Raw genomic sequence first — 26679 nt, 5'->3', positions numbered from 1 at the left:
GATCGCTCACGCCTCCTCGGCCGCGCGGGCCACGAGCTTGGTCCAGGCGGTCACGACGTGCTCGCCGGCCTCGTCGTGGACCTCGCCGCGGATGTCCAGGATGTCGTTGCCCGCAAGGGACTTGACCGACTCGATGGTCGAGGTGACCGTGAGCCGGTCGCCGGCGCGGACCGGGCGGCGGTAGGAGAACTTCTGGTCGCCGTGCACCACCCGGCTGTAGTCCAGGCCGAGCTGGGGGTCCTGGACGACCTGGCCGGCCGCCTTGAAGGTGATCGAGAACACGAAGGTCGGCGGGGCGATGACGTCCGGGTGACCGAGCGCCTTGGCGGCCTCCGCGTCCGTGTACGCCGGGTTGGCGTCCCCGACCGCTTCGGCGAACTCACGGATCTTCTCCCGGCCCACCTCGTACGGCTCGGTGGGCGGGTACGTCCGCCCCACGAAGGACTGGTCGAGCGCCATGGCCCGGCACCTCCTGGTTGCGCTACTGAACGGTACGGGTCATTCAACGACGCGAGGCCGCCCCCGATCACTCGGGAGCGGCCTCGCGTACGAGCCTGTTTTATCGCGTTTCGCGGTGCGCGGTGTGCGCGTTGCAACGCGGGCAGTGCTTCTTCATCTCAAGACGGTCCGGGTTGTTACGCCGGTTCTTCTTGGTGATGTAGTTCCGCTCCTTGCACTCCACGCAGGCCAGCGTGATCTTCGGGCGGACGTCGGTGGCAGCCACGTGAGTGCTCCTAAGACGAACGGATGGACATTTAACGCAAGAAGAGTAGCCGATCGAAGGACCGACCCCGCAATCGGCTACTGAGAGTAGCGGTGACCGGACTTGAACCGGTGACACAGCGATTATGAGCCGCTTGCTCTACCGACTGAGCTACACCGCTTTGATGTGGTCGGTCCCGCCTCGCGACGGGAGCCGTTCACACCAGAGCCCCAAAACGGAATCGAACCGTTGACCTTCTCCTTACCATGGAGACGCTCTGCCGACTGAGCTATTGGGGCGAGCGATGAAGACATTACACGCTCCGCCGCCGTTCACCCAAATCCGTTTCGAGGGCCCCGCCCCGCGCGCCCGGACCGTCCTCCCAGGCGTCCCGTGCGTGCCTCCCGCTACCGCACGGCGGACCACGCCGGTACGACTATTGCGCTCCTCCCCGCGACGGGCGGGAGGCCGTCCTAGGCTCGACTCACTCTGAGTGATCATGCGTCCTCGCGTGCGCAGCCCGAGCCCCTGGAGCGCGATGCCCGACAGCCAGCCGCAGCCACCACCGCCCCCGTCGTCCTCGCCGGGTCCGGCCGACGCGTCCTCGCTGCTGCTGTGCGGGGCGCGGCTCACCGACGGCAGGACGGTGGACGTACGGCTGGGCGGTGGGCATATCGAGGCCGTCGGCACGGCCGGCAGCCTGGCGGCGGGCGGCACGCGCGCGTGCGGGGCCCGGGTGGACCTCAGCGGCTACCTGCTTCTGCCGGCCCCGGCCGAGCCGCACGCGCACGCCGACACGGCCCTGTCGGCCGACGCCGAGGGACCGGTCTCGTACGAGCCCCAGGACGTCCAGCGCCGGGCGACCGAGGCCGCGCTGCTCCAGCTCGGGCACGGGGCGACGGCGGTGCGGGCGCACGTGCGCGTGGGGGACGTCCAGGGGCTGGGCGCGCTGGCGGCGGTGCTGCAGGCACGGCGGGCACTGCGGGGGCTCGCGGAGCTGACGACGGTGGCGGTGCCCCGGGTGCTGACCGGGGTGGCCGGGGCGGACGGGCTGGCGGTGCTGCGGGACGCGGTGAAGATGGGCGCCTCGGTAGTGGGCGGCCGGCCCGACCTCGACCCGGATCCGGCGGGGTACGTGGAGGCGGTGCTGGAGGTGGCCTCCGAGCACGGCTGCCCCGTCGACCTGCACACGGACGCGGGGGATCCGGCGCGGCTGGCCCGGCTCGCCGCCATGGCGGGCGGGCTGCGTCCCGGGGTGACGCTCAGCCCGTGCGGCGACCTCGGCAGGCTCCCGTCCGAGGTGGCCTCGCGGACGGCCGACCAGCTCGCGGCGGCCGGGGTGGCGGTGGTGTGCCTGCCGCAGGGCGGTTGCGGCGGTGTCGACCGGCGGGGGGCGGCTCCGGTGCGGCTGCTGCGCGCGGCCGGGGTGCGGGTGGCCGCCGGGAGCGGAGCGCTGCGCGACGTGTCGAACCCGGTGGGGCGCGGCGACCCGCTGGAGGCGGCGTTCCTGCTGGCCTCGCGCTACGGGCTGGCGCCCGAGGAGGCGTACGACGCGGTGAGCTCCTCGGCGCGGGCGGTGCTGGGACTGCCCGAGGTGCGGGTGGAGGCGGGGTTCCCGGCCGAGCTGCTCGCGGTGCGCGGGGACCGGCTGGCGGGGGCGCTTTCGCTGGCGTACAGCAGAGTGGTCGTGCACCGGGGGCGCGTGGTGGCGCGGACCAGCGCGGTGCGGGAGTACTGCAGTTCGGCGGCTTCGGTGGAGCTGGGGCTGCCGCGGCAGGGGCGGGGCGAGGTGTCGTAGGGCCCGTGGCAGGGTGTGGCCCAAGTCGTGCGGCGGACGGGGCTGTCCGGGCGTACGGTCGAAGGCATGCGCATTGTCATCGCTGGTGGTCATGGTCAGATCGCGTTGCGGCTGGAGCGGTTGCTCGCCGCGCGCGGGGACGAGGTGGCGGGGATCATCCGCAAGGCCGAGCAGGCCGACGATCTGCGGCAGGCCGGTGCCGAACCGGTCGTGCTCGACCTGGAGTCGGCGTCCGTGGACGAGGTCGCGGAGCGGCTGCGGGGTGCCGACGCGGCGGTCTTCGCGGCGGGCGCGGGCCCGGGCAGCGGGGCGGCCCGCAAGGACACGGTGGACAAGGCCGCTGCGGTCCTCTTCGCGGACGCGGCGGTGCGGGCGGGTGTGCGGCGCTTCCTGATCGTGTCGTCCATGGGCGCCGACCCGGAGCACGAGGGCGACGAGATCTTCGACGTGTACCTGCGCGCCAAGGGCGAGGCGGACGCGTATGTGCGCGGCCTGGACGCCCTGGACTGGACGATCCTGCGCCCCGGGCAGCTCACCGACGACGCCGGCACCGGCCTGGTCCGCCTGGAGGCGCACACGGGCCGCGGGCCGATCCCCCGCGAGGACGTGGCCGCCGTCCTGGCCGAGCTGGTGGACACCCCCGCGACGGCCGGGCTCACCCTGGAACTGATCAGCGGGTCCGCGCCGGTGTCGGTGGCGGTGAAGTCCGTGGCGGGGAACTGAGCCTTCCGGCACGGCGGTTGGCGGCGGGCTCCGGCTCCGGAGGCCGTCGGGACGTTCAGAACAGGGGCAGTTGGCCCGGGAACTCCGGTACCGCGTAGCCGTCCAGGGACGGTTGCTCCGGGGCGGGGCGGGCCTGGCGGCGGGAGCCCGGGCACGAGGTGAGTTCGCCGTGCTCGCGGGCGCCGGGCGGGTCGTGGCGCGCGTACCGCCCGGCGACGACGGCGATCTCTCGGCGGCACTCGGGGCAGGCTCTGCGGCGGGAGGACATGGGGTCAGTGTGCCGCGCGGGCGGCCCTGGCATGCCTCTCCCCCGGCCCCTGGGGGATGCGGTTGCTCAAGTCAGTGGGCCTGGCTCGGTCGGGTCGAGCTCGAGCTGCGCTCCGGCGCGCAGGTGCGGGGCACGGTGCGCGGCGGGGGCGCCCGCTGGGCGACGCGCGGGTGACGCTGGTGGACGCGGCGGGCAACGTCGTCGCCACGCCCCGGACCGGCCTCGACGGGGCGTACGCCTTCTCCGACCTGGACACCGGCGCGTACACGGTCATCGCGACCGGTCACCCGCCGCGGACGGCGTCGGTGACGGTCTCGGGCACCGGCGTGGACGACCACGACATCGAACTCACCCACGCGAACGACTAGGCGCCGGCCGGCGGGGTGGCCGGGAGGGCGCGTCTCATCCCACCGCCCCGGCCGGCCCCGCGGGGCATGTCGAGTCGGGGCTCGGTCCACCGCCCGGGCAGGGGCACGCCGGGGCGTGCTCGGTCGCCTTTCCTTTTGTCATCTCGGCCGTCTGTGTGTCTTTTGCCGGGGGCGGGTGTTCCCGTCGCTTCGCATACCCGGGTCCCAGATGATCGTTCCCATGGGATCTCGTATGTCCGAGGTGGAACTCCCACCTCTTTTCTGCCCCCTGGAATCCGCCATTCATCCGCGTGTCAGGAAGGTCGAAAAACGCGCCGAGGAGTGGATCCGCAACAGCGGAATGTGCGCAACCGAAGAGGAAAAAGCCTGGGTCATCGCCACGCACAGCGCCGACTTCTACGCGCGGTTCGCCCCGGGCGCCGACGACGACCGGCTGCTGGCGACGGCCCTGTGGGTGTACTGGGGTTTCGGCTTCGACGACGCACGCTGCGACAGCGGGCCGCTCAGCACCCGCCCGGCGCAGTTCAACGAGCTGGCCTGCCGGGTGCAGCGGGCGTGCGAGAGCGAGACGGCGTCCGGCGAGGACCGGTACATCGGCGCCCTGCAGGACATCCTGCGCCGCTTCCGGTCGCTCGCCACGCCCACACAGGTGACCCGGTTCACGCACGCGCACCGCGCCTGGCTGTCGGGCGTGGCCTGGCAGGTCGGCAACCAGGCGCTGGGCCGGATGCCGGGTCTGGACGACTTCCTGACGATGCGGGCGCTGGCGGCGGGCGGATACCCGACCATGGCGATGCTGGAGATCGCCAACGGCGCCGAGGTGCCCGACCGTGACCTGTACCGCCCGGCGGTCCGCGCGCTGACGGAGATGGCCGTCATGGTGGCCTCGCTCGACAACGACCAGCACTCCCTGCGCAAGGAGCTGACCCGGGACCAGACCGACCAGAACATCTACGCGGTCCTGATGCGGGAGCGGGACCTCTCCCTGCAGCAGGCGGTGGAGGCGGCGACCGGGCTGCGGGACCGCATCCTGCTCCGGTTCCTCCACCTGCACGACCGCGTCCGCCCGACGGCCGGCCAGGAACTCGCCACCTATCTGCAGGGGCTGCGGTACGGCATCCGCGGCAACAACGAGTGGGGACAGCGCGTGCCCCGTTACCTCAGCCTCGGCCACTGGCCCGACGCGATGGAGGACGCCGCGCTGACCTGGGCCAAGGAGCCGTCCGACACCCGGCCGGGCCCGCTGGAGGGCGCCCCCGGCATCGCCTGGTGGTGGGACGAGGACCTGGCCTGAGCCCGCCTCAGTGGCCGGTGGCCAGGTCCAGGGTCCACCAGGGACCCCCGCCGCCGTCCGCGACACCGACCCCCGCGTGGGTGTAACGGCAGGTGAGGATGATGTCCCGGTGCGGGGCGCTGTCCATCCAGGTGCGGACGGCGGCCTGCGGCGTGGCGACGCCCGCGGCGATGGTCTCGGCGGTGTGGCGGGGGTGGTAGCCGGCGGCCCGCATCCGGGCGGCCGGGCCGCTGCCGTCGGTTCCGGTGTGGGTGAGGCGCTGCCTGCGGGCCATGTCGGCGCTGTGCGCCTGCGCGGCGCGGTTGAGGGACGCCCGCAGCCGCACCGGCCCGCAGCCTGCCCGGGTCCGGTACCGGTTGACGGCGGCGACGACCTCGGCGGCCGTGCCGTCGCGGGAGTACGCGGTGCCGTCACGGGGCTCCTGGGACTCCTCGGGCTCGCGGGACTCCCAAGACCGCGGCGGCTCCTGGAAAGGGCGGGGCGCGGGCCACAGGGGAGCCTCGTAATGCGGCGGCGGAGTCGGTACGGGCGGCCCGGCCCAGGCGAGGAGAGCGCCTCCCAGGGCGAGAGCCGCCCTGCGCATCCCGGTCATCTTTTCTCTCTTCTTGATATTTATTTCCGCTGTTGTGTCCAGCCGTTCCTTCGGGGGAAAACGGCATTTCCCGGCAGGTCCGGGCGGCCTGGATGGCTAGGCTGGATCCGCTCATCCATTCTTTCCCGCTCTTCCCTTTCCTTTCTCTCCCGGAGGTTTCTCATGTCGCTGCGGGTTCGCCGCATCGCTGTCATTTCGCTCGCCGCGCTGGCTCTCACCGCGGGCGGGACGGCGGCGGCCGCCGGCGCCTCGGCACAGCCGGCGGCCACCACCATCGGCAACCCCAGCCCGGACGGGTTCGGCGGCGGCCACGGCGGCCACCACGACCGGCCGCTGCACTTCGGGCCGTTCGAGTTCCCCCGCTACGGCTCCGTCTCCGGCGGCTTCTCCTGGGGCGTGCGGGACTAGCGGAGACCGATCGCGCTGAGGGCCGCCCCTGGCGGCCCTCAGTCATGTGCGCGGGGCGGGCCCTCATTCATGTGCGCGGCCGACCGGCCGGCTCAGCGCTTCAGCGTGGTCGCGCTGGCGACGAGGACCAGGACCACACAGCCCAGGATGAGCAGCGCGTCGCGGACGAACACCCCGGTGACGCCGGTGTGCGTGGCGGCCTCGCCGGCGGCCTGGACGGCGTACGTCATCGGCATGGCCTTGGCCACGGCCGACAGGGCGCCGTGCATCTCGTCACGCGGCACGAACAGGCCGCACACCAGGAACTGCGGCAGCACCCCGGCCGGCAGGAACTGCACCGCCTGGAACTCGTTGCGCGCGAAGGCGCTCACCAGCAGCCCCAGCGCCAGCCCCAGCAGCGCGCCGAGCATGGCGATGACCATCAGCAGATAGGCGGGGCCCTTGATGTCCAGGCCGAGCGGGCCGAGGGACAGCAGTGTGGAGAGCACCGCCTGCAGCAGGGCCAGGAAGGCGAAGGCGAGGCTGTAGCCGAAGACGATGTCCAGTCGCCGTACGGGCATCGTCAGCAGCCGCTCGGCGGTGCCGGTGGTGCGTTCCCGCAGCGTGGACACGGACGCCACCAGGTACATCACGATGACCGGGAAGATGCCGAAGACCTGCGGCCCGACCCGCTCGAACGTGGCCTCCGAGTCGTGGAACATCAGCTTCAGCAGCACCATGAGCATGCACGGGATGCCCAGCAGCAGTGCGGTGCTGCCCTTGTCGCGGGAGACCTGCTGGAGCACCCGGACCGCGGTCGCGCCGGTGATCGTCGGCGAGAACGGCAGCCGCTCGGCCAGCCCGAGGCCGCTCACCGCGCCGTGTCCGCGGCGAAGTAGGCCCGTTCCGCTTCGGGGGCGCCGCCCTGGTCGAGGAGGCCCGGCAGCGCGGGCAGCAGGCTCTGCGCGGCGGCCCGCCGCCGGGCACGCTCCTCCGCCTCGGTCGCGGCCTGCACCAGGTGCATGAACGCCTCTTCCACGTCGTCGCAGCCGGTGTGCTCCAGCAGCGTCTCCCGGTCGGCACCGGCCAGCAGCCGACCGGAGCGCATCAGCAGCAGCCGGTCGCAGCGGTCGGCCTCGTCCATGACATGGCTGGAGACCAGCAGCGTCGTGCCCTCCTCGGCCAGCCGCTGGAACACCAGCCACAGCTCCCGGCGCACCATCGGGTCCAGGCCGACGGTCGGCTCGTCCATCACGAGCAGGTCGGGCTTGTTCAGCAGCGCCACGGCCAGCGACACCCGCGAGTACTGGCCACCCGACAGCCGTGCGACCAGCTTGTCCGCGTACGAGGCCAGGTCGACCTCCTTCACCACCCGGACCACCGCGTCCTCGCGGCGCCAGCCCCGCATGCCGAGGGCGGCGGCGAAGTAGCGCAGGTTCTCCAGCACGGTCAGGTCCGCGTAGACCGACGGCGCCTGGGTGACGTAGCCGACGCGGGTGCGCAACTGCGGGGCGCCGGCCGCGTAGCCGAGGACCTGGACATGGCCCGCCGTGGTCTGCTGCACGCCGACCACGGACCGCAGCAGCGTCGTCTTCCCGCAGCCGCTCGGCCCGAGCAGGCCGACGATGCAGCCCCGGGGGACGGTGAAGCTGACGTCCTGCAGGACCGTGTGGCGGCCGCGGACCACCCGCAGTCCGTAGGCGGCCACGGCGGGAAGGTCCCCCGGCGGCGCTGTGCTCGTCTCGGTCTGCTGCACGGCTCCACTGTGTTTCGTCACGATCGGTTCCGCTCGGAGCGGCCACGGCGCGGCCGGGGCCGCACCGGTGGGTTGTGGCCATCGGCCAGGACGTGGATCACGGCCATGGGCCGCCGCACAGACAACGGCCCACCCGGACCGAAGTCACGGCTTTTGTCCCCGACTGCCCGAGGTGGCCGTACTTGTGGCGCCCCAGGGCCGGACGGGCAGGGGCCGGCGTCAGGACTCCCGGTGGGTCATCGCCCAGGCGATGTCCCGCAGTTGCCGGTAGGTGTCGGGGGTCGGTCGCGCCCACGACAGTGCCCGCAGCGCGGCCGACACCTGGCGGCGGGCCTCCTGCTCGGCGGCCTCGCGGCCACCGGCCTCCTCGACGAGCTCGCGCGCCAGGGCGACGTCCCGCTCGTCCAGGGGGTGCGTGGCGGCGTACAGCGTGCGCAGCCGCTCGGCCGCCGTGCCCTCGCCGCTCAGTGCCGCCACGACGGGCAGGGACTTCTTGCGCGCCGCGAGGTCCGCGCCCACCGGCTTGCCGCTGCGGGCCGTGCGGCCCCAGATGCCGAGGATGTCGTCGGCGCACTGGAAGGCCACGCCCAGTCGCCGCCCGAACTCCCGGAGTCCTCGCACCCGTTCGCCGTCCGCTCCGGCCAGGATGCCGCCGAGAGCGCACGAACACCCGATCAGCGAACCGGTCTTGCCCTCCGCCATGGCGAGGTACTGGGCCACCGACACCTTGGGCGCCGTCTCGAACGTCACATCACGGCTCTGTCCCTCGACCAGCTCCAGCAGGGCCGTGACCAGCTCCTTCACCGCTTCCGCCGCCCGCGCCTGGGCCACGTCCGCGAGCACCCGCATCGCCGACACGAGCAGGGCGTCGCCGGTCAGCACCGCCGCCGGGGTGCCGAACACGGACCAGGCGGCCGGACGGTGGCGGCGCAGGGCGTCGCCGTCGATGACGTCGTCGTGCAGCAGGGTGAAGTCGTGCACCAACTCCACGGCGACCGCGCCCGGTACGGCGAGTTCCGGGCTGCCGCCGACCGCCGCGGCGGACAGCAGGGCCAGGGCCGGGCGGACCGACTTGCCCGTGCGGGACGCCGTCGCCATCGGGCTGCCGTCGGCCTCGCACCAGCCGCGGTGGTACCCCGCCACCCGGCTCTCGGCCGCCGGCAGTGCCGCCACGGCCGACCGGAGGGCCGGGTTCAGCAGGTCGTCGACCCAGCCCAGACGAGGAAACGTGCCGACCGGGGCCGGGTCGGTGATCTGCGCCATTACTGCTCCTCAGGACTCGAACAGGGACCGCGTACGGCAGGGACTGCCGGGCGCGCACCCGCCTCAGTCAATCGGTGGCCCCGCGCCCCGGAGAAGCCGCAGCGCACCGCCCGCCCAAAGATCACTTGGCCGGACGAGCCCTACTACGGTGCATCTAGCCGACAATCAGCCCATGCCACCGGGGAGTTGCGGGCCGGACCACGACAGCGGAGGTCAGGCCGCTCCTGGGGCAGGTGGGAGCACACGGACGCAGCCGCCGACGTCAACCTCCGGCTGACGCCCGACATCTGGGGCATCGTTTCTGCATACGACCGCCGAGTGATCTTCGTGCGCGTCCGACGGGCCCGGCGGCGCCGGTCGCCGATGCTGCTCGCGTGATCGTTTCCCTGGCACGAGCCTGTGCTGCCGCCCTGCTCGGCACCGCCTGCACCTTCGCCCTGTCCTGTCCCGCGCACGCCGCGAAATCCCTGCCGCTGGACCAAGCCGTCGCCGCCCTGCCTCAGGCCGCCGAGTCCCGGGACGGCTACGAGCGGACCAGCTTCACGTACTGGAACGCCGGCGCCAACCCCGACGACGGGTGCGACACCCGCAACGAGGTGCTGATCGCCGAGGCGGTCGAACCGCCCTCCACCGGCCCGGGATGCAAGCTGAAGGGCGGCACCTGGTCGTCCTACTACGACGCCCGCCAGGTGACCTCGGCCGCGGCCATGGACGTCGACCACATGGTGCCGCTGCCGGAGGCGTGGGACTCCGGCGCCTCCCAGTGGACGGCCGCCCGCCGCGAGGCCTACGCCAACGACCTCGCGGACCCGCGCACCCTGGTGGCCGTCTCCGCCGCCGCGCACCGCAGCAAGGCCGACCAGGACCCCGCCCAGTGGCTGCCGTCCAACACCAAGGCCACGTGCCGGTACATCGTCGAGTGGACGGCCGTGAAGCTGCGCTGGAGCCTCACCGCGGACACCGAGGAGCGCGAGTCCCTCGCCCGCCTCGCCGAGGCTTGCCCGGACACGACCGTGACGTATACGCCGGCGCCGTAGCCCCGGGTGTCTGAGTGATCATGCTCACCCCCGGGGGAGGCCTGGGGGGCACGCACTGATCAACCGTGGGATACGGGCGAGGTGAGACATGTCCACGCCCCGTCCGCGGCGAATCGAACGAGGCTGGACAACAAGAAACCCCCTCTGACCAGGTAAGTAACCTGATCAGAGGGGGTTTCCCTCAGCGTGGCGGCGCCAGGATTCGAACCTGGGAAGGCTGAGCCGGCAGATTTACAGTCTGCTCCCTTTGGCCGCTCGGGCACACCGCCGGGGTTGCTGCCCGGCGAGCCGCTTTCGGCGGCGCTCCGTGGCAACGACGTAAACAATACCCGATGTGGAGGGGTGCTTCGCCACCCGATTGATCGGCGCCCGGAGGGCGGGGGGTGGCTAGGCTTGTCCGGATGCGGCCAGGGACCTGAACGGGCCCGGCGGCCGCCACGTACGCCGGTACGCACGACACGCACCCCGATACAAGGAGCCACAGGACATGGCCGACTCCAGTTTCGACATCGTCTCGAAGGTCGAGCGGCAGGAGGTCGACAACGCCCTCAACCAGGCCGCCAAGGAGATCTCGCAGCGCTACGACTTCAAGGGCGTGGGCGCCTCGATCGCGTGGTCCGGCGAGAAGATCCTCATGGAGGCGAACTCCGAGGAGCGGGTGAAGGCTGTCCTCGACGTCTTCCAGTCCAAGCTGATCAAGCGTGGCATCTCGCTGAAGGCCCTGGACGCGGGTGAGCCCCAGCTCTCCGGCAAGGAGTACAAGATCTTCGCGTCCATCAAGGAGGGCATCTCCCAGGAGAACGCGAAGAAGGTGGCGAAGACCATCCGCGACGAGGGCCCGAAGGGCGTCAAGGCGCAGGTGCAGGGCGAGGAACTGCGGGTCAGCTCCAAGAGCCGTGACGATCTGCAGGCCGTCATCGCCCTGCTGAAGGGCAAGGACTTCGACTTCGCGATGCAGTTCGTGAACTACCGGTAGGACCGCTCGGGTCCCCTGGGGTTCCACGCTCTGCACGGTACGAGGAAGGGTGGGCGCCTGTCGGTGCCCACCCTTCTCGCCTGCTGGCTGCGGTCCGTGCGCGCGGTCAATCGCGCGAGTGGCCGAACAGGAGGCGGTAGGCGATCAGGAGGACGAGCGATCCGCCGATCGCCGCGGCCCAGGTGGTGCCGTCGTAGAAGTCCTTGGTGATCGGGTGGTCCATCCAGCGGGCCGATATCCAGCCGCCGATGAACGCGCCCGCGATGCCGATCAGGGTCGTGCCGATGAGGCCGCCCGGGTCGCGCCCCGGCAGCAGGAACTTCGCGATGGCTCCGGCCAACAGTCCCAGGATGATCCAGCTGATGATGGTCATGCCGTGAACCTGCCCTTTCACGCTGTGCCCGCACTGTCCCGGCCCTGTGATCTTGCTCCCGGCGGGCCGTGCTCGTGCGTCGTACGTCGGGCGTCCCGTGTGCGTCGTCCTTGCCGCGCGCGGTCACGCCGTCTTGCTGGGGAGGACGTCCCGGGGGTGCCCGCCGGTTGCGCTGATCACGGGGTGTGGCGCGTGGCAGCGGTTCGTCCCGGGCCCGGCCCTGGCGGCCGGCGTCGGTCAGGGGCCTCTCACTCCGTCTGGGCGCGCGTGCGGAAGTACGGCCCGGTCGGCGCGTGTTGCGGGTCCTGGCTGTCACTCGGGTCGGCAACTGCTCGGTCGCGGTCATGGGTTCATCATGCGGGCCGGCGCCGGAAGCCGGGCGGGCCTGTGGACAAGCGCCCGATTGTGGAAACCGGGCTGCCTCGGCTCGGCGTCAGCGCACCGCGAACGGCTCGTCCGTCCGCACGATGTCGCGGCCCAGCGGGAGCAGCGAGACCGGGATGAGCTTGAAGTTGGCGATGCCCAGCGGGATGCCGATGATCGTGACGCACAGGGCGATGCCGGTGGCGATGTGGCCGAGGGTCAGCCACCAGCCCGCGAGCACCAGCCACAGCACGTTGCCGACGCAGGACGGGGCGCCCGCGTCCCGGCGCTCGACCGTCGTGTACCCGAAGGGCCACAGGGCGTAGACGCCGATGCGGAACGCCGCGATGCCGAACGGGATGCCGATGATGGTGATGCAGAGGAGCAGGCCCGCGAGCATGTAGGCGAGGAACAGCCAGAAGCCGCTGAAGACGAGCCATATGACGTTCAGGATGGTCTTCATTGGTTGCCACCTGCCATCTTCTCGAGCCGGGCGATGCGGTCCGCCATCGGCGGGTGTGTGGAGAACATCTTCGAGAGGCCCTGGCCGGGCCGGAACGGGTTGGCGATCATCATGTGGCTGGCGGTCTCGATACGGGGCTCGGGCGGCAGCGGGAGCTGCTTCGTGCCCAGTTCGAGCTTGCGCAGGGCGCTGGCCAGGGCGAGCGGGTCGCCCGTGAGCTGGGCACCGGAGGCGTCCGCCTGGTACTCCCGGGAGCGGCTGATGGCGAGTTGGATGAGGGAGGCGGCGAGCGGGCCCAGGAGCATGATCAGCAGCATGCCGAGCAGGCCGGGGCCGTCGTCGTCGTCGGAGCGCCCGATCGGGATCAGCCAGGCGAAGTTGACCAGGAACATGATCACCGAGGCGAGGGCGCCGGCGACCGACGAGATGAGGATGTCGCGGTTGTAGACGTGACTGAGCTCGTGGCCGATGACGCCGCGCAGCTCGCGCTCGTCCAGGAGACGCAGGATGCCGTCGGTGCAGCACACGGCGGCGTTGCGTGGATTGCGGCCCGTCGCGAAGGCGTTGGGCGCCTCCGTCGGGGAGATGTACAGGCGCGGCATGGGCTGGCGGGCCTGCGTGGACAGCTCGCGGACCATGCGGTAGAGCCCCGGGGCCTCGAACTCGCTCACCGGGCGGGCGCGCATCGCGCGGAGCGCCAGCTTGTCGCTGTTCCAGTACGCGTACGCGTTGGTGCCCAGCGCTACCAGGACGGCGATGACGAGCCCCATGCGGCCGAAGAAGCTGCCGATGACGATGATGAGTGCGGACAGTCCTCCGAGGAGGACTGCTGTCCTGAGCCCGTTGTGCCGGCGGTGCACGGTACGCCCTCCAAGTGGTGCGGCAGGGGGACCCTTGCTTGCTGCGGTGCCACTGGTGCCGTGGTGTCACGTCCAGTGGACCCTCCCGTACTGGTCAACGCCAGGCGGGAGGTACGAGTTCCCTTGTGCGCGCGGGGCCGGCCGTGGACCGTACGGGTGACGGCCGCGGACGCGCCACGCACGCGTGCGGGGCCGAGTGCCCACACGCGCGTGGCGAAAGCGTGCCCGGTGTGGCTGCCGGGGTCTGACCGGGGTCAGAAGAGGCCGGTGTCGGTGAAGCGCAGGACCAGCTGGGGTGCTCCGGACAGGGCGATGCCGAGGACGCCGGTCAGGGCGATCGCGGCGGTGAGGGGGGCGGGAACGCGGTGCTTCGCGGCCTCGCCCTCGGGGGCGGCGCGGAAGAGCAGGGCCGTCCACTGGAGGTAGTAGAACAGCGCGATGACGACGTTCACGGCCATGACCACGGCCAGCCAGCCGAGGCCGGCGTCGACGGCCGCCGAGAAGACGGTGACCTTGGCGAAGAGGCCGATGACGCCCGGGGGCAGACCGGCGAGGCAGAGCAGGAAGAACGCCAGGAGCAGCGCGGACAGCGGGCTCGACGCGTAGAGGCCGCGGTAGTCGGAGACGCGGTTGAGGGACTTCGTCCGGCCGACGAGCGCGGCCACGGCGAAGGCGCCGAGGTTCACCGCGCCGTACATCAGGGCGTAGGCGACGGTGGAGCCGATGGACTTCTCGGCGTCCCCGGAGTACGCGGCGGCCGCGATCGGCACCAGCAGGTAGCCGGCCTGGCCGACGGAGGACCAGGCGAGCAGGCGTACCGCGCTGTACGCGCGCGTGGCCTGCTGGCGGAGGGCTCCGACGTTGCCGACGGTCATGGTGAGCGCGGCCAGGGCGGCCAGGGCCGGGCCCCAGACGTCGGCGTATGACGGGAGGGCCACGACCGTGACGAGGATCAGGCCGCTGAAGCCGACCGCCTTGCCGATGACCGACAGATAGGCGGCGATCGGCAGGGGCGCGCCCACGTAGGTGTCGGGGACCCAGAAGTGGAAGGGCACGGCGGCGGTCTTGAAGGCGAAGCCGACGAGAGTGAGGACGACGCCGGTGTCCGCGAGCGTGGTGAGCTGGCCGTCGACGCCCTGGATGCGGTCGGCGACCTGGGTCAGGTAGAGCGTGCCGGTGGAGGCGTACAGGAAGCTGATGCCCATGAGGCTGACCGCGGTGGCGGTGACCGAGGACAGGAAGAACTTCAGGGCCGCTTCGGAGGACCGCCGGTCGCCGTACTTCAGGCCGACCAGCGCGAAGGCGGGCAGGGACGCGACCTCCAGGGCGACGATCAGGGTGGCGAGGTCGCGGGAGGCGGGCAGGAGGGCGGCGCCGGCCGCGGAGGACAGCAGCAGGAACCAGTACTCCCCCTCCGGCAGCGCCTTCCGGGCGTCCTTCAGGGCGGTGACCGACAGCAGGGCGGCGAGGAGGGCGCCGCCGAGGACCAGGAACTGGATGACCAGGGTGAACCGGTCGGCCGTGTAGCTGCACACGGCGGCGTCGCCGGTCAGGCAGAAGGTGCTGCGGTCGCCGTCCAGGAGGGGCAGCAGCAGCAGCGTGGCGGCGGCCAGGCCCGCCACCGACGCCCAGCCGAGGAGCGCCTTGCGGTGCTCGGCGACGAACAGGTCGGCGACCAGGACGGCGAGTGCGACGACCGCCGCGATGGTGGGCGGCGCGACGGCGAGCCAGTCGACGGACTGGACGAGCGAGGCGGCCAGGGGCTGGGCCGGGGAGCTCATCGGGTGCCTCCTGCGAGGAGCTGCTGGACGGCCGGGTCGCTCAGGCCGAGGAGGGCCTTGGGCCACAGGCCAGCGACGACGGTGAGGACGACGAGCGGGGTCCAGGCCGCGAACTCGTAACTGCGGACGTCGGCGAGCCGGGGGGCGTCCTGGGGCAGGGCGCCCATGCAGACGCGGCGGACCACGACCAGCAGGTACGCGGCCGTCAGCAGCGTCCCGAACGCGCCGATCGCCATGAAGGTGAGGAAGGCCGGGCGGCTGAGGCCCTCGGCCGGCTGGAACGCACCGAACAGGGCGAGCATCTCGCCCCAGAAGCCGGCCAGGCCCGGCAGGCCGAGCGAGGCCACGGCGGCGAAGGCGAGGAGGCCGCCGAGGCGCGGGGCCTTGCCGTACAGGGCGGCGCCGGTCTCCTCGGCGAGGGTGTCGAGGTCGGTGGTGCCGGTGCGGTCCTTCAGGGCGCCGACCAGGAAGAAGAGCAGGCCGGTGATGAGGCCGTGGGCGATGTTGGCGAAGAGGGCGCCGTTCACGCCGGTCGGGGTCATCGTGGCGATGCCGAGCAGGACGAAGCCCATGTGGCCGACGGAGGAGTAGGCGATGAGGCGCTTGAGGTCGCCCTTCGCGCCCTGCTTGGCGAGGGCGAGGCAGGCGAGGGATCCGTAGATGATGCCGACGACGGCCAGGGCGGCGAGGTAGGGCGCGAAGGTGCGGAAGCCGTCCGGCGCGATGGGGAGCAGGATCCGGACGAATCCGTACGTACCCATCTTCAGCAGGACGCCGGCCAGCAGGACTGAGCCGACGGTCGGGGCGGCGGTGTGGGCGTCGGGCAGCCAGCTGTGCAGCGGCCACATCGGCGTCTTCACGGCGAGCCCGATCCCGATCGCCAGAACGGCGATGACCTGCACCGATGTGGTCAGCGACCGGCCGTTGTCAGTGGCGAGTGCCATCATGTCGAACGTGCCCGCCTTGAGCCCGATCAGGAGCAGGCCGAGCAGCATGACCACGGATCCGAGCAGCGTGTAGAGGATGAACCGCCACGCGGCCTGGCTCCGGCCCTCGCCGCCCCAGCGGGCGATGAGGAAGTACATCGGTATGAGGACCATCTCGAAGGCGAGGAAGAACAGCAGCAGGTCGAGGACGGCGAAGGTCGCCAGCGTGCCGGACTCGAGGACGAGCAGCAGCGCGACGAAGGCCTTCGGGGTCGGACCCGCAGGCATCTTGAAGTACGAGTAGAGCGCGCAGAGGAAGGTCAGCAGCGCGGTCAGGACCAGAAGGGGGAGGGAGATGCCGTCGATGCCGAGGTGGATGCGTACGTCGAGCGCGGGGATCCAGCTGATGTCGGTGCTGGCCTGCATCTTCGACGGCTGGTCGTGGTCGAAGCCGAGCGCGAGGACGATCGCCGCGATGAGGACCGCGCCGGTGACGGTGACGCCGTGCCGGAGCACGGCCTGTTCGGGTGACTTCCCCTTCAGCCCGGGCGGGGCCGGCAGGAGAGCCGCGGCGGCGCCGAGGAGCGGGCCGACGACGACGAATGCCAGAAGGAACTGCATCACGGACTCGTTGATATCGATCACGCCTGCTCACGCTCCCGTGGCGACGAGGACGACGGCGACCGCGAGGACGACGGTGCCGGCGAGCAGCGCGCTCACATAGGTCTGGACGTTGCCGGTCTGGGCGCGCCGTACGGCGGTGCCGAGCCAGCGGGGCAGCGCGCCCGCACCGCGCACGTAGGTCTCGACGACCTCGCGGTCGAGGAACCGGACGAGGCTCGCCCCGGCCTGGACCGGGCGGACGAAGAGGGCCGTGTACAGGGCGTCCAGGTGGAAGCCGGCGGCCGCGTGCCGGTGCAGGGGGCCGAGCAGCAGCCGTCCCGGGTCCGCGGGGTCGGGTGCGTAGGCGATGTCGCCGTAGGCGGGCTCGTGGCTGGCGATGGCCTCGGCCTCGACCTGGGCGGCGTCGCCCTCGGGGTGGGCCGCGACCGCGCCGAGCGGGACGCGGGCGGTGAGCGCGGTGGTGTGCCGCCAGGCGGCGTAGGTGACGATGCCGCCGACCAGGGCCACGCCCGTGCCGAGCACGGAGGTGGTCAGGGTCGGGCTGAGGTCACGGCCGTCGAACCAGTCGGGCAGCAGGCGGAACGCGAACCCGCCGAGGGCCAGGGAGGGGACGGCGAGCACCCACAGCACGACGGTCATCGTCAGCGGCTGCCTGCCGTGGTCGGGGGCTTCAGCGCCCCGGCCCCGGAAGGCCAGCAGCCACAGGCGCATCGCGTAGGCGGCGGTGAGCACGGCCGTGAGCAGGCCGGCGACGAGGACGATCCAGCCCGCTGCGGCGGGGGCGTGCTCGGTGTGCCCGGTGACGACGTGCTCGGCGACGCCGAGGACGGCCTCCTTGGAGAAGAAGCCGCTGAACGGCGGGATCGCGGCGAGCGCGAGGAGCGCCACGGTCATCGTCCAGTAGGCGTCGGGGATCCGGTCGCGCAGGTTCCGCATGCGGGACATCGCGGCGAGGGAGTTGGTGCCGGCGGCGTGGATGATCACGCCGGCCGCGAGGAACAGCAGCGCCTTGAAGGCGCCGTGGGACAGGAGGTGGAAGACGGCGGCTCCGCGGTCGCCGACGGCGAGGGCGCCGGACATGTAGCCGAGCTGGCCGATCGTCGAGTAGGCGAGGACGCGCTTGATGTCGTCCTGGGCGAGCGCGGCGAGCGCCGAGCCGGCCATCGTGACGGCGGCCATGACGGCGAGGACGATCATCGCGGCCTGGGAGGCCTCGAAGAGCGGGAGGAGACGGGCGATGAAGTAGACACCGGCGGCGACCATCGTCGCGGCGTGGATCAGCGCGGAGACGGGGGTCGGGCCCGCCATCGCGTCGGGGAGCCAGGTGTGCAGCGGGAACTGCGCCGACTTGCCCGCCACGCCCGCGAGGAGGAGCAGGGCGATGAGGGTCGGGTGGTCGAGCGAGCCGCTCGCGACGGCGCCGAGGACCCTGGTGATGCGGAAGGAGCCGGCGTCGGTGGCCAGGGCGAACAGGCCGATGAGGAAGGGGACGTCGCCCAGCTTGGTGACCAGGAATGCCTTGAGGGAGGCGGCGCGTGCCTCCGGGGTCTCCCAGTAGTGGCCGACCAGGAAGTAGGAGCAGATGCCCATGACTTCCCAGCCGACCAGCAGCACCATCAGGTCGCCGGAGTAGACGACCAGCAGCATCGCGGAGGTGAACAGGGAGACGAGGGCGGCGTACGAGGGGTAGCGCGGATCGTCGCGCAGGTAGCCCGTCGAGTAGATCTGCACGCAGGAGGCGACCAGGCCGACCAGGACGGCGACGAGGGCGGCGAAGCCGTCGACGTGCAGGGCGAGTTCGACCGGGACGGAGCCGGTGGGGGTGAGTTCCGTGGCCGCGTCGACGGCCGCGTCGCCGCCCTGGCGCACGGCGACCAGCGCGGCGAGCACCAGGGCGGTGAGCGTCGGCAGGACGGCGAGCGGGCGGACGAAGCCGGGGGCCGTGCGGCCCAGGAGCAGGCCGGCGACGGCGCCGAGGAACGGAAGGAGGGGGACGAGGACGGCGAGGGTGGTCGTGGTCACGCGGTGGCCTCAGCCTTCTGGGCCTCGCCGGACTGCTCGGCCGCGAGGGCGTCGCTGTCGGGGCCGTCGGGGTCGTGCCGCTCGGAGGTGTCGCGGAGCTTGTCGATGTCCGCGGTGCCGCGGTTGCGGTGGACGGCGAGGACGATCGCCAGGCCGATGCCGATCTCGGCGGCGGCGATGGCGATGGTGAACAGGGTCAGGGCCTGGCCGGAGTGCAGGGTCTCCTCGGCGGTCCTGCTGAGCCAGACGTCGAAGGCGACCAGGTTGAGGTTGACGGCGTTGAGCATCAGCTCGACCGACATCAGGACCAGGATCGCGTTGCGGCGGGCGAGGACGCCGTACAGGCCCGTGCAGAAGAGGAGGGCGGAGAGCACGGCGGGATAGGCGAGGTGCATCAGCGGGTCCCTTCCGTATCGCGCCGAGTGTCACGCCGGGTGTCCGCGTCGGACGGGGTGGTGGCGTCGGACGGGGTGGTGGCGTCGGCCTTGGCCTTGCGGGACAGGACGATCGCGCCGACCAGGGCGGCGAGGAGGAGGACGGAGAGGGCCTCGAAGGGGAGGACCCAGTTCTGGAAGAGGCTCGCGCCGGTGGCCTCGGTGGAGCCGGCGGCGGGGCCGCCCAGGTCGATCCAGGTGGTGCGGAAGGCGTCGACGACGACCCAGACCAGGGCGGCAGCGGCGGCGACGGCCACGGTCAGGGCGGCCCAGCGGTTGCCGGAGTCCGCGTCCGGGGAGCGGCCGATGGGGGCCCGGGTCAGCATCAGGCCGAACAGGAGGAGGACGACGACGGAACCGACGTAGATGAGGACCTGCACCCAGGCGATGAACTCGGCGGTGAGCAGGAGGTACTCGACGGCCAGGCCGCCGAGGGTCACCACCAGCCAGAGGGCGGCGTGCACGAGCTGCCGGGTGGTGACCGTGACGATCGCGGCGCCGAAGGTGACCAGGCCGACGAGGAGGAAGGCGATCTCGACGCCGGTCGGGGAGAGGAAGCCGTGGGTCTCGGCGGCGGCCGTGGTGGTCGGGCCCGTCGCGAGGATGCCGGCGGTTGCGGCGAGGGTCATTCCCGTCCCTCCTGCCCCGTGGGGCGGTCCGGCCTCGGCTGGTCCGTCTGCTGCTTGGAGGCGCCGTGCGGGCGGGTGGGGCGCTCGGCTGCCCGGGCCTGCTCGTCGGCGTGCGGTTCGGTGACCGGTGGGGTCTGCTGGGCGGCCAGCTTCTCGGCGGCCTTGCGGGCGGCGGCGAGTTCCTTCGGCTCCTCCGCGCCGGGGTCGAGGGCCGGCGGGGCCGGGACGGTCCACATCCACTCGCGGAGCTTGTCGCGCTCGTGGGTGAGGTCGCGGATGTCGGTCTCGGCGTACTCGAACTCCGGGGACCAGAACAGGGCGTCGAAAGGACAGACCTCGATGCAGATACCGCAGTACATGCACAGGGAGAAGTCGATGGCGAAGCGGTCGAGGACGTTGCGGCTGCGTTCACGGCCGCCCGGGGTCGCCGGCGGGACGGTCTCCTTGTGGGAGTCGATGTAGATGCACCAGTCCGGGCACTCGCGGGCGCACAGCATGCAGACCGTGCAGTTCTCCTCGAACAGGCCGATCACGCCGCGGGTGCGGGGCGGGAGGTCGGGCTGGGCGTCCGGGTACTGCGCGGTGACGGACTTCTTCGTCATCGTGCGGAGGGTGACGGCCAGGCCCTTGGCCAGGCCGCTTCCTGGAATGGGGGCCATGGTTACTGGATCACCACCTTGACGATGCCGGTGAGGGCGATCTGGGCGAGGGCGAGGGGGACGAGGAGCGTCCAGGCGAGCTTCTGGAGCTGGTCCTCGCGCAGGCGCGGGTAGGTGACGCGCAGCCAGATCACGAGGAAGGCGAGGACGGCGGTCTTCAGCAGGGTCCAGACCCAGCCGAGGCCGTCGGCGCCCCAGGGGCCGTGCCAGCCGCCCAGGAAGAGGACGGTGGTCAGACCGCACAGGACGACGATCCCGGCGTACTCGGCGAGGAGGAACAGGGCGAAGCGGAGGCCGGTGTACTCGGTGTACGCGCCGAAGATGATCTCCGAGTCGGCGACGGGCATGTCGAAGGGCGGGCGCTGGAGTTCGGCGAGGCCGGCCACGAAGAAGACGATCGCGCCGACGATCTGCCAGGGCAGCCACCACCACTCGAAGGCGTCGAGGATGCCGGGGAGCGAGACGGTGCCGGCCGCCATCGCCACCGAGGCGGCGGTGAGCAGCATCGGCAGTTCGTAGGCGAGGAGCTGGGCGGCGGTGCGCAGGCCGCCGAGGAGGGAGAACTTGTTCGCGGACGCCCAGCCGGCCATGAGCGAGCCGAGGACGCCGACGCCCATGACGGCCAGCACGAAGAAGACACCCGCGTCGATGACCTGGCCGACGGCTCCCTCGTCGGGGCCGATGGGGATGGCGAGCAGGACGAGGAGGTAGGGCAGGAGGGCGACGGCGGGCGCCAGTTGGAAGATGCGGCGGTCGGCGCCGGCCGGGACGACGTCCTCCTTCTGCGCGAACTTCACGCCGTCGGCGATCAGCTGGGCCCAGCCGTGGAAGCCGCCGGCGTACATGGGGCCGAGGCGGCCCTGCATGTGGGCCATGACCTTGTGTTCGGTCTGGCCGATGATCAGGGGGAAGGTGAGGAAGACGACGAAGACGATCAGGAGTCGCAGGGCGACGTCGAGCACGTCGTTCACCGCGGGCCTCCTGTGGGGTCGGTGGGTTCCGTGGGACCTGAGGGGTTTTCGGGGTCGTCGTCCGCGGGCTTCCGGGTGTTCTCCGGGGCCGGGTTCTCCGACGTTCCCGGGCTCTCCGAGGTCTTCGGGGTCTTCGGGGTCTCCGGGGACGGTTCGGGTTCCGGTTCGTCGAAGGCCGGGCGGGCGTGGTGCCAGGGGGCGTCCGAGCTGCGCGGCGTACGCGGGGCGCCGACCGACTGGCTGTCACGGCGCCTGTCGGAGCCGTTGTCGCTGTCGCTGTCGCCCTGGTCGGACGCGCCGCGTTGACTCGCGCTGCCCTCCGACGCGCTGCGCGCCCGGCGCGGGCCGGCCGGGCTGTCCGGCCGTGTCCGCTGGGACGCCGAGCCTTCGCTCGCACTCCGCGCACGGCGCGGCCCCACCGACGGAGTCGAGTCCCCGGCCTGGGCAGCCGAGGCCCCGGCCTCCGGGGTCGAGGGTGCAGCCTCCGCGGTCGAAGCCCCGGTCTCCACGGTCGAGGGCCCGCTGTCCCCGGCCGACGACTCAGGCCCGGTTGCCCCGGCAGCGGTCTGGCTAGCCGAGCCCCCCGCCGCCGAACGCGCGCGACGCGGCGCGGTCGGGGACGGCGTGGCCGTGCCACCGGCAACGGCATCACCGGCGACGGCGTCACCGGCAGCAGCGCCACCGGCAGTGGTCTGGCTCGCCGAGCCCTCCGATGCCGTGCGTGTCCGCCGTACCGGGCGCTCGCCCGCGGGGCGGGCCGTGCGGGGCGGGCGGTCGCCGGCCGCGCGGGCCGCGCCGCGGGCCGGGCGGGCGGGGGCCGGGGGGAGTTGGCCCTTCAGGGGGCCCCATTCGTTCGGGTCGGGGACGCCGGGCGGGAGCATCTGGCGGCGCTTGGGGCCGCCGTGTTCCGACTCGCCGGGTTCCTTCGCGCCGGGCCAGGCCTTGGCGACGCGGGCGGCCAGGACGAAGGCCTTGCGCAGGGGGTGGCCTTCGAAGTTCTCGGGCAGGAGCAGGTGGTCCAGCGCCGGGTGGCCTTCGAAGGTGACGCCGAACATCTCGTGCGTCTCGCGTTCGTGCCAGGCGGCGCCCGCGTAGACACCGACGGCCGAGGGCAGGGCGGGCGCCTCGTGCGGGACGGTGGTGCGCAGGAGGAGACGGCGCAGCGGGGACAGGGCGGCGACGTGTGCCGTGACGCGGAAGCCCGTGCCCGGTTCGTCGACCGCGCTCAGCCAGTCGAAGTAGGTGCAGCCCAGCCGGTCGCGGGCGGTCTCCAGGGCGGAGATCCAGGTCGCCGGGGGGACGTCGACCGTCAGGATCTCGTAGGACTCCTCGGCCGTGGCGTCCGGGCCGAAGAGTTCCCCGGCGTCGGCAGGCAGCCAGCCGACCGCGGTCATCGCCCCTCCCCCGGCTTCTGGCCGGAGGCCGGCGGCTGCACCAGGCCGCTCTGCAGCGCCGCCGCAGACGGGCGGGCGGTGCCGTACCGCTCCCCCAGCGACTCGCGGGCGATCTTCTCCTGGAGCTTGAGGATGCCCTGGAGCAGTGCCTCGGGCCGGGGCGGGCAGCCGGGGACGTAGACGTCGACGGGGATGATCTGGTCGACGCCCTTGGTGACGGAGTAGGAGTCCCAGTAGGGGCCGCCGCAGTTGCTGCACGCGCCGAAGGAGATGACGTACTTGGGTTCCGGCATCTGCTCGTAGAGGCGCTTCACCGCCGGCGCCATCTTGTCGGTGACCGTGCCGGAGACGACCATCAGGTCGGCCTGGCGGGGGCCCGGCGCGAACGGGATGACACCGAGACGGATGAAGTCGTGGCGGGCCATCGACGCGGCGATGAACTCGATGGCGCAGCAGGCGAGGCCGAAGTTGAAGACCCAGAGCGAGTAGCGGCGGCCCCAGTTGAGGATCACCTTCATCGGCTCGGGCGCGAGGCGCGCGAGGGCGCCGAGCCGCTTCGGCTCGGGAAGCAGCACGGGCTCGGTACCGGCGGGGGTCACGTCCATGCCAGGACGCCCTTCTTGTATGCGTAGAGCAGGCCCACGGCCAGGAAGCCGAGGAAGATGAACATCTCGACCAGGGTCGTCGCGCCGTAGCCGGGGGCGGCGAAGACGGTCGCCCAGGGGAACAGGAAGATCGAGTCGACGGCGAAGATCACGTAGAGGAAGGCGTAGACGTAGTAGCGGACCTGGGTGTGGGCCCAGCCCTCGCCGACGGGGTCGACGCCGCACTCGTACGTCAGGAGCTTCTCGGGCGTGGGGACGACGGGCCGCAGCAGGCGGCCGGCTCCGAAGGCGACGGCGACGAACAGCACGCCGACGACGGCGAGCAGTCCGACGACCGAATAGGACTGGAAGTAGTCCGCCGCGACGACGGTCGTGGTGACGACGGTCGGTTCCGGCACGTCCGTCCCTCGCTCCCTGAAACTCGGACTGGATCCTGTGACGAGACCGCGGCGCCCCGGTCCGGCCGGGAACACGGACGCCGCTGTTCGACGATCTGTACGCACGGGAGTCTAGGCCCTGATAAAGGCAGGGTAAGCAGCCCGTCACGCCCCGGCACGCGGGGGTGGGGTTTTCCTCAGGCGATCCTGGCGGCGCACCTCATGGCGCGGCCGCCCGCCGCCGGGCACGCTAACGCATATGACCCAACGCATCCCGCCCGCGGGCACCGGTCCGGCCATGACGGCGGCCGGGCCGGACGACCGTCCGCCGCCGGCCCGTCTCGCCTACGACCTGCACACCTGGAAGGAGATCGCGCACCTCCTGGCGAACCTTCCGGCCTCGCTGCTCGGATTCACCTACGTCGTCACGATGCTGGCCACCGGTTTCGGGCTGACCGTCACGGTGGTCGGCTTCCCGCTGCTCGCGGCCGGGCTCGTGGGCGCGCGGCAGCTGGGCAGGCTGGAGCGGGCACGGGCCAGGGCGCTGCTCGGGGTGCGGGTGGACGAGCCGAGCCGGCTGCGGCTGCGCGGCGGGGGCGGTTTCTTCCAGCGGTTGTGGATGCAGCTGAAGGACCCGGTGGGCTGGCGCACGGTCCTGTACGAGTTCATCCGGCTGCCGTGGGGGGTCCTCACCTTCACCATCACGCTGACCTCGCTGTTCGTGCTGTGGCCGGTGCTGCCGTTCATCGCGCGGGGACTGACCAACGCCGACCGGGCCATGGTCCGCGCGCTGCTGTCGCCCTCCGACGAGCTGGAGCGGCGCATCGCCGAGCTGGAGTCGGACCGGGGGGTCGTGGTCGACACGGCGGCGGCCGACCTGCGGCGCATCGAGCGGGATCTGCACGACGGGGCGCAGGCCCGGCTGGTGGCGTTGGCCATGGGTCTCGGCCTGGCCAAGGAGAAGGTGCTGGAGGACCCCGACGCGGCGGCCGCGATGGTCGAGGAGGCGCACGGCGAGGTGAAGCTGGCGCTCCAGGAGCTGCGGGACCTGGCCCGCGGGATCCACCCGGCGGTGCTGACCGACCGCGGCCTGGACGCGGCGCTGTCCTCGGTCGCCTCGCGCTGCACGGTGCCGGTGAAGGTGACGGTCGACCTGCCCGCGCGGCCCGCCGCGGCCATCGAGGGCATCGCCTACTTCACCGTCTCGGAGCTGCTGCAGAACGTCAGCAAGCACAGCCGGGCGAAGTCGGCGTCGGTGGAGGTGTGGCGGACGGCCGACCGGCTGCTCATCCAGGTGTGGGACGACGGCCGCGGGGGCGCGCGCCTCGACGGCGGTACGGGGATGAAGGGCCTGGCCGACCGGCTGGACGCCGTGGACGGCCTGTTCGTCCTGGAGTCGCCCGAGGGCGGCCCGACGACGGTCACGGCGGAACTGCCCTGGCGCGACCGCACGGACGCCCAGCCGGCGTCCGCGAACGGGCCCGGGATCCGGAGGTAGGGAAAACCCCCCGTCCAAGACGCCGACGGACTCCATGGTCCGCCGACCTGCGGCGGAGCAGGGTGGAGGTACGAGGGAACAGCCGCAGGACGAGGAGAAGGACGACGCCGATGGCCACGGAGTACGGACAGGGGTACGGGCTCGACAGCGGGCCCGGGTTCCCCGCGAGCACCGAACGGCGGCACCGGCTGCCCGCCGCGCTGCGGGCGCCCGTCGAGGGCCGCACCTGGCGCGAGCTCGGATATGTGCTGCTCAGCCTGCCGATCAGCATCCTGCTGTTCACCTACGCGGTCACGATGGTGTCGCTCGGGGCGGGCCTGCTGGTGACGTTCCTCGGCATACCGGTGCTGGCGGCGGCGCTCGCCGGCTGCCGCGGGCTGGGGGCGCTGGAGCGGATGCGGGCGCGGGCGCTGCTGGGCCTGGAGGTGGCCGAGCCGGAGCCGCTGCGGATGAAGAAGCCGGGCGTCATGGCGTGGATGGGTGCCGTCCTCAAGAGCGGCGCCTCGTGGCGGGCCCTGCTGTACTCGGTGCTGCACCTGCCCTGGGCGGTGTTCTCGTTCGTCGTCTCCGTGAACGTCTGGGCGCTGGGCTGGGGGCTGCTGACGTACCCGCTGTGGTTCTGGGTGTTCCCGACGTACGCCGGTCAGGACGGGATCCAGCTGTACGGCGACGAGACGCACCGGGTCTACCTCGACAACCCCTTCGAGATCACGGTGACCGCGCTGGTGGGTCTGCTGCTGACGATCGCCACGCCGTGGATCGTGCGGGCGCTGACGATGGTGGACCGGCTGCTGGTGCACGGGCTGCTCGGGCCGTCGCGGCTGGCCTCGCGGGTGGTGGAGCTGGAGTCGGACCGGGGGGTCGTGGTGGACACGGCCGCGGCGGATCTGCGGCGCATCGAGCGGGATCTGCACGACGGGGCGCAGGCCCGGCTGGTGGCGCTGGCCATGGATCTGGGTCTGGCGAAGGAGAAGCTCCACGAGGATCCGCAGGCGGCCCAGCGGATGGTGGACGAGGCGCACGGCGAGGTGAAGACGGCGCTGCAGGAGCTGCGGGACCTGGCCCGGGGCATCCACCCGGCGGTGCTGACCGACCGCGGCCTGGACGCGGCGCTGTCGTCGGTGGCGTCGCGCTGCACGGTGCCGGTGCAGGTCGAGGTCGATCTGGCGGAGCGGCCCGCGCCGGCGATCGAGGGGATCGCGTACTTCACGGTCTCGGAGCTGCTGCAGAACGTCAGCAAGCACGCGCGGGCGACCTGGGCGGGCGTGGAGGTCTGGCGGACGGAGAACCGGCTGATGCTGCAGGTCGTGGACAACGGCGTGGGCGGGGCGGACACGTCCCGGGGGTCCGGCCTCGCGGGGCTGGCGGAGCGGCTCGACGCGGTGGACGGGATTTTGGTGGTGGACTCGCCGGCGGGCGGTCCGACCCGGGTGACGGCGGAGCTGCCGTGGCGGGGGGAGCACGTGCGGTGATCCGGACGGCGGCCCGGCTCCCGGGCATGCGGTAACCGGCCGGGGGGCACCGCCCTCCGGCCC

Annotated in this window: 28 protein-coding genes, 3 tRNA genes and 1 pseudogene; 9 read left to right on the top strand and 23 right to left on the bottom strand. The window is 72.3% G+C overall.

Annotated elements, in window-relative coordinates; genetic code table 11:
- Positions 1–6 precede the first annotated feature (6 nt).
- From ABZ386_RS27255 to ABZ386_RS27240, 4 genes are all read right to left on the bottom strand, one after another.
- Positions 7–459, bottom strand: coding sequence for a MaoC family dehydratase N-terminal domain-containing protein (locus tag ABZ386_RS27255; RefSeq protein ID WP_351337666.1), 453 nt, complete (start codon positions 457–459; stop codon positions 7–9).
- 100 nt (positions 460–559) lie between these two features.
- Complete coding sequence (rpmG, locus tag ABZ386_RS27250) at positions 560–724, bottom strand: 50S ribosomal protein L33 (RefSeq protein ID WP_003948671.1); 165 nt, start codon at positions 722–724, stop codon at positions 560–562.
- Between the two features lie 87 nt (positions 725–811).
- Positions 812–884 (bottom strand) — tRNA-Met (locus tag ABZ386_RS27245).
- Between the two features lie 45 nt (positions 885–929).
- A tRNA-Thr gene (locus ABZ386_RS27240) sits at positions 930–1002 on the bottom strand.
- 239 nt (positions 1003–1241) lie between these two features.
- Between ABZ386_RS27240 and ABZ386_RS27235 the strand changes: the two genes are divergently transcribed.
- Both ABZ386_RS27235 and ABZ386_RS27230 read left to right on the top strand, forming a co-directional pair.
- Positions 1242–2501, top strand: a complete 1260-nt coding sequence (locus tag ABZ386_RS27235; protein WP_356614507.1) for an amidohydrolase family protein — start codon at positions 1242–1244, stop codon at positions 2499–2501.
- A 66-nt stretch (positions 2502–2567) separates the two neighbouring features.
- The gene (locus ABZ386_RS27230; RefSeq protein WP_351337669.1) at positions 2568–3224 is read left to right on the top strand and encodes an NAD(P)H-binding protein; all 657 of its coding nucleotides are present in this window, start codon (positions 2568–2570) and stop codon (positions 3222–3224) included.
- Between the two features lie 55 nt (positions 3225–3279).
- On the opposite strand, the gene ABZ386_RS27225 is transcribed toward ABZ386_RS27230, so the two are convergent.
- Positions 3280–3492, bottom strand: a complete 213-nt coding sequence (locus ABZ386_RS27225; RefSeq protein WP_358966242.1) for a hypothetical protein — start codon at positions 3490–3492, stop codon at positions 3280–3282.
- Between the two features lie 90 nt (positions 3493–3582).
- Between ABZ386_RS27225 and ABZ386_RS27220 the strand changes: the two are divergent.
- Positions 3583–3860, top strand: a pseudogene (locus ABZ386_RS27220) (carboxypeptidase-like regulatory domain-containing protein); the annotation flags it as partial.
- A gap of 340 nt (positions 3861–4200) precedes the next feature.
- A complete protein-coding gene (locus ABZ386_RS27215) occupies positions 4201–5154 on the top strand; it encodes a hypothetical protein (RefSeq protein ID WP_358966239.1) in 954 nt (317 codons plus the stop codon).
- 7 nt (positions 5155–5161) lie between these two features.
- Here ABZ386_RS27215 and ABZ386_RS27210 read toward each other — a convergent pair whose 3' ends face one another.
- Positions 5162–5746 (bottom strand): CAP domain-containing protein, encoded by a 585-nt coding sequence (locus ABZ386_RS27210; RefSeq protein WP_358966237.1) that lies wholly within the window; start codon positions 5744–5746, stop codon positions 5162–5164.
- A 162-nt stretch (positions 5747–5908) separates the two neighbouring features.
- Between ABZ386_RS27210 and ABZ386_RS27205 the strand changes: the two genes are divergently transcribed.
- Complete coding sequence (locus tag ABZ386_RS27205; protein ID WP_355721223.1) at positions 5909–6154, top strand: hypothetical protein; 246 nt, start codon at positions 5909–5911, stop codon at positions 6152–6154.
- Between the two features lie 92 nt (positions 6155–6246).
- Here the strand turns inward: ABZ386_RS27205 and ABZ386_RS27200 are convergent, their stop codons facing one another.
- From ABZ386_RS27200 to ABZ386_RS27190, 3 genes are all read right to left on the bottom strand, one after another.
- On the bottom strand, positions 6247–7008 hold the full coding sequence (locus ABZ386_RS27200; RefSeq protein WP_358966232.1) for an ABC transporter permease: 762 nt from the start codon (positions 7006–7008) through the stop codon (positions 6247–6249).
- On the bottom strand, positions 7005–7889 hold the full coding sequence (locus ABZ386_RS27195; protein WP_351337681.1) for an ABC transporter ATP-binding protein: 885 nt from the start codon (positions 7887–7889) through the stop codon (positions 7005–7007). Before ABZ386_RS27195 ends, ABZ386_RS27200 begins: the two co-directional genes overlap by 4 nt.
- Before the next feature lie 219 nt (positions 7890–8108).
- Positions 8109–9152, bottom strand: coding sequence for a polyprenyl synthetase family protein (locus ABZ386_RS27190; protein WP_114254753.1), 1044 nt, complete (start codon positions 9150–9152; stop codon positions 8109–8111).
- A gap of 374 nt (positions 9153–9526) precedes the next feature.
- On the opposite strand from ABZ386_RS27190, the gene ABZ386_RS27185 reads away from it, so the two are divergent.
- Positions 9527–10189 (top strand): HNH endonuclease family protein, encoded by a 663-nt coding sequence (locus tag ABZ386_RS27185; protein ID WP_351337684.1) that lies wholly within the window; start codon positions 9527–9529, stop codon positions 10187–10189.
- 187 nt (positions 10190–10376) lie between these two features.
- Here ABZ386_RS27185 and ABZ386_RS27180 read toward each other — a convergent pair.
- Positions 10377–10458 (bottom strand) — tRNA-Tyr (locus ABZ386_RS27180).
- Positions 10459–10676: 218 nt separating this feature from the next.
- On the opposite strand from ABZ386_RS27180, the gene ABZ386_RS27175 reads away from it, so the two are divergent.
- The gene (locus ABZ386_RS27175) at positions 10677–11165 is read left to right on the top strand and encodes a YajQ family cyclic di-GMP-binding protein (RefSeq protein ID WP_031118816.1); all 489 of its coding nucleotides are present in this window, start codon (positions 10677–10679) and stop codon (positions 11163–11165) included.
- Positions 11166–11271: 106 nt separating this feature from the next.
- Here ABZ386_RS27175 and ABZ386_RS27170 read toward each other — a convergent pair whose 3' ends face one another.
- The 13 genes from ABZ386_RS27170 to ABZ386_RS27110 all read right to left on the bottom strand — a co-directional run bounded on the left by ABZ386_RS27170 (position 11272) and on the right by ABZ386_RS27110 (position 23667).
- On the bottom strand, positions 11272–11538 hold the full coding sequence (locus ABZ386_RS27170) for a GlsB/YeaQ/YmgE family stress response membrane protein (RefSeq protein ID WP_030234067.1): 267 nt from the start codon (positions 11536–11538) through the stop codon (positions 11272–11274).
- A 433-nt stretch (positions 11539–11971) separates the two neighbouring features.
- Positions 11972–12364, bottom strand: a complete 393-nt coding sequence (locus tag ABZ386_RS27165; RefSeq protein WP_114254750.1) for a YccF domain-containing protein — start codon at positions 12362–12364, stop codon at positions 11972–11974.
- Positions 12361–13224 carry a zinc metalloprotease HtpX gene (gene htpX, locus ABZ386_RS27160; RefSeq protein ID WP_114254749.1) on the bottom strand — a complete coding sequence of 288 codons (864 nt, stop codon included), beginning with the start codon at positions 13222–13224 and terminating at the stop codon, positions 12361–12363. Before htpX ends, ABZ386_RS27165 begins: the two co-directional genes overlap by 4 nt.
- A gap of 254 nt (positions 13225–13478) precedes the next feature.
- Positions 13479–15005, bottom strand: coding sequence for an NADH-quinone oxidoreductase subunit N (locus ABZ386_RS27155; protein WP_356502723.1), 1527 nt, complete (start codon positions 15003–15005; stop codon positions 13479–13481).
- Complete coding sequence (locus ABZ386_RS27150; protein ID WP_351337691.1) at positions 15002–16576, bottom strand: NADH-quinone oxidoreductase subunit M; 1575 nt, start codon at positions 16574–16576, stop codon at positions 15002–15004. The genes ABZ386_RS27155 and ABZ386_RS27150 overlap by 4 nt, the downstream gene beginning before the upstream one ends.
- Before the next feature lie 6 nt (positions 16577–16582).
- A complete protein-coding gene (locus tag ABZ386_RS27145; protein WP_351337693.1) occupies positions 16583–18577 on the bottom strand; it encodes an NADH-quinone oxidoreductase subunit L in 1995 nt (664 codons plus the stop codon).
- Positions 18574–18972, bottom strand: coding sequence for an NADH-quinone oxidoreductase subunit NuoK (nuoK, locus tag ABZ386_RS27140; protein ID WP_351337696.1), 399 nt, complete (start codon positions 18970–18972; stop codon positions 18574–18576). Before nuoK ends, ABZ386_RS27145 begins: the two co-directional genes overlap by 4 nt.
- Positions 18972–19640, bottom strand: coding sequence for an NADH-quinone oxidoreductase subunit J (locus tag ABZ386_RS27135; protein ID WP_355722489.1), 669 nt, complete (start codon positions 19638–19640; stop codon positions 18972–18974). Before ABZ386_RS27135 ends, nuoK begins: the two co-directional genes overlap by 1 nt.
- Complete coding sequence (locus tag ABZ386_RS27130) at positions 19637–20299, bottom strand: NADH-quinone oxidoreductase subunit I (protein WP_351337701.1); 663 nt, start codon at positions 20297–20299, stop codon at positions 19637–19639. The genes ABZ386_RS27135 and ABZ386_RS27130 overlap by 4 nt, the downstream gene beginning before the upstream one ends.
- 2 nt (positions 20300–20301) lie before the next feature.
- Positions 20302–21270 (bottom strand): complex I subunit 1 family protein, encoded by a 969-nt coding sequence (locus tag ABZ386_RS27125; RefSeq protein WP_114254742.1) that lies wholly within the window; start codon positions 21268–21270, stop codon positions 20302–20304.
- Entirely contained in the window at positions 21267–22664 is a 1398-nt protein-coding gene (locus tag ABZ386_RS27120) for an NADH-quinone oxidoreductase subunit C (RefSeq protein ID WP_358966227.1), read from the bottom strand. The genes ABZ386_RS27125 and ABZ386_RS27120 overlap by 4 nt, the downstream gene beginning before the upstream one ends.
- Positions 22661–23269 carry an NADH-quinone oxidoreductase subunit B family protein gene (locus ABZ386_RS27115; RefSeq protein ID WP_351337708.1) on the bottom strand — a complete coding sequence of 203 codons (609 nt, stop codon included), beginning with the start codon at positions 23267–23269 and terminating at the stop codon, positions 22661–22663. The genes ABZ386_RS27120 and ABZ386_RS27115 overlap by 4 nt, the downstream gene beginning before the upstream one ends.
- Positions 23260–23667: an NADH-quinone oxidoreductase subunit A gene (locus ABZ386_RS27110; protein ID WP_010041427.1), complete on the bottom strand. Its 408-nt coding sequence runs from the start codon at positions 23665–23667 to the stop codon at positions 23260–23262. Before ABZ386_RS27110 ends, ABZ386_RS27115 begins: the two co-directional genes overlap by 10 nt.
- 238 nt (positions 23668–23905) lie before the next feature.
- Here ABZ386_RS27110 and ABZ386_RS27105 point away from each other — a divergent pair, with 238 nt between their 5' ends.
- The gene (locus tag ABZ386_RS27105) at positions 23906–25144 is read left to right on the top strand and encodes a sensor domain-containing protein (RefSeq protein ID WP_358966225.1); all 1239 of its coding nucleotides are present in this window, start codon (positions 23906–23908) and stop codon (positions 25142–25144) included.
- A gap of 110 nt (positions 25145–25254) precedes the next feature.
- Positions 25255–26616 (top strand): sensor domain-containing protein, encoded by a 1362-nt coding sequence (locus tag ABZ386_RS27100; RefSeq protein WP_355719716.1) that lies wholly within the window; start codon positions 25255–25257, stop codon positions 26614–26616.
- The last annotated feature ends 63 nt before the right edge of the window (positions 26617–26679 follow it).

It is taken from the genome of Streptomyces sp. NPDC006140, from assembly GCF_040628815.1.
Classification (GTDB): Bacteria; Actinomycetota; Actinomycetes; order Streptomycetales; family Streptomycetaceae; genus Streptomyces.
The sequence above is the reverse complement of the archived record's forward strand: the minus strand, read 5'-3'. Positions and strand labels throughout refer to the sequence as shown.

Coding starts and splice junctions, on each gene's coding strand:
- ABZ386_RS27255 (WP_351337666.1), bottom strand. CDS start 459: ATGGCGCTCGACCAGTCCTTCGTGGGGCGGACGTACCCGCCCACCGAG.
- ABZ386_RS27235 (WP_356614507.1), top strand. CDS start 1,242: ATGCCCGACAGCCAGCCGCAGCCACCACCGCCCCCGTCGTCCTCGCCG.
- ABZ386_RS27230 (WP_351337669.1), top strand. CDS start 2,568: ATGCGCATTGTCATCGCTGGTGGTCATGGTCAGATCGCGTTGCGGCTG.
- ABZ386_RS27225 (WP_358966242.1), bottom strand. CDS start 3,492: ATGTCCTCCCGCCGCAGAGCCTGCCCCGAGTGCCGCCGAGAGATCGCC.
- ABZ386_RS27215 (WP_358966239.1), top strand. CDS start 4,201: ATGTGCGCAACCGAAGAGGAAAAAGCCTGGGTCATCGCCACGCACAGC.
- ABZ386_RS27210 (WP_358966237.1), bottom strand. CDS start 5,746: ATGACCGGGATGCGCAGGGCGGCTCTCGCCCTGGGAGGCGCTCTCCTC.
- ABZ386_RS27205 (WP_355721223.1), top strand. CDS start 5,909: ATGTCGCTGCGGGTTCGCCGCATCGCTGTCATTTCGCTCGCCGCGCTG.
- ABZ386_RS27190 (WP_114254753.1), bottom strand. CDS start 9,152: ATGGCGCAGATCACCGACCCGGCCCCGGTCGGCACGTTTCCTCGTCTG.
- ABZ386_RS27175 (WP_031118816.1), top strand. CDS start 10,677: ATGGCCGACTCCAGTTTCGACATCGTCTCGAAGGTCGAGCGGCAGGAG.
- ABZ386_RS27170 (WP_030234067.1), bottom strand. CDS start 11,538: ATGACCATCATCAGCTGGATCATCCTGGGACTGTTGGCCGGAGCCATC.
- ABZ386_RS27165 (WP_114254750.1), bottom strand. CDS start 12,364: ATGAAGACCATCCTGAACGTCATATGGCTCGTCTTCAGCGGCTTCTGG.
- ABZ386_RS27155 (WP_356502723.1), bottom strand. CDS start 15,005: ATGAGCTCCCCGGCCCAGCCCCTGGCCGCCTCGCTCGTCCAGTCCGTC.
- nuoK (WP_351337696.1), bottom strand. CDS start 18,972: ATGCACCTCGCCTATCCCGCCGTGCTCTCCGCCCTCCTCTTCTGCACG.
- ABZ386_RS27135 (WP_355722489.1), bottom strand. CDS start 19,640: ATGACCCTCGCCGCAACCGCCGGCATCCTCGCGACGGGCCCGACCACC.
- ABZ386_RS27130 (WP_351337701.1), bottom strand. CDS start 20,299: ATGGCCCCCATTCCAGGAAGCGGCCTGGCCAAGGGCCTGGCCGTCACC.
- ABZ386_RS27120 (WP_358966227.1), bottom strand. CDS start 22,664: ATGACCGCGGTCGGCTGGCTGCCTGCCGACGCCGGGGAACTCTTCGGC.
- ABZ386_RS27115 (WP_351337708.1), bottom strand. CDS start 23,269: ATGGACGTGACCCCCGCCGGTACCGAGCCCGTGCTGCTTCCCGAGCCG.
- ABZ386_RS27105 (WP_358966225.1), top strand. CDS start 23,906: ATGACCCAACGCATCCCGCCCGCGGGCACCGGTCCGGCCATGACGGCG.
- ABZ386_RS27100 (WP_355719716.1), top strand. CDS start 25,255: ATGGCCACGGAGTACGGACAGGGGTACGGGCTCGACAGCGGGCCCGGG.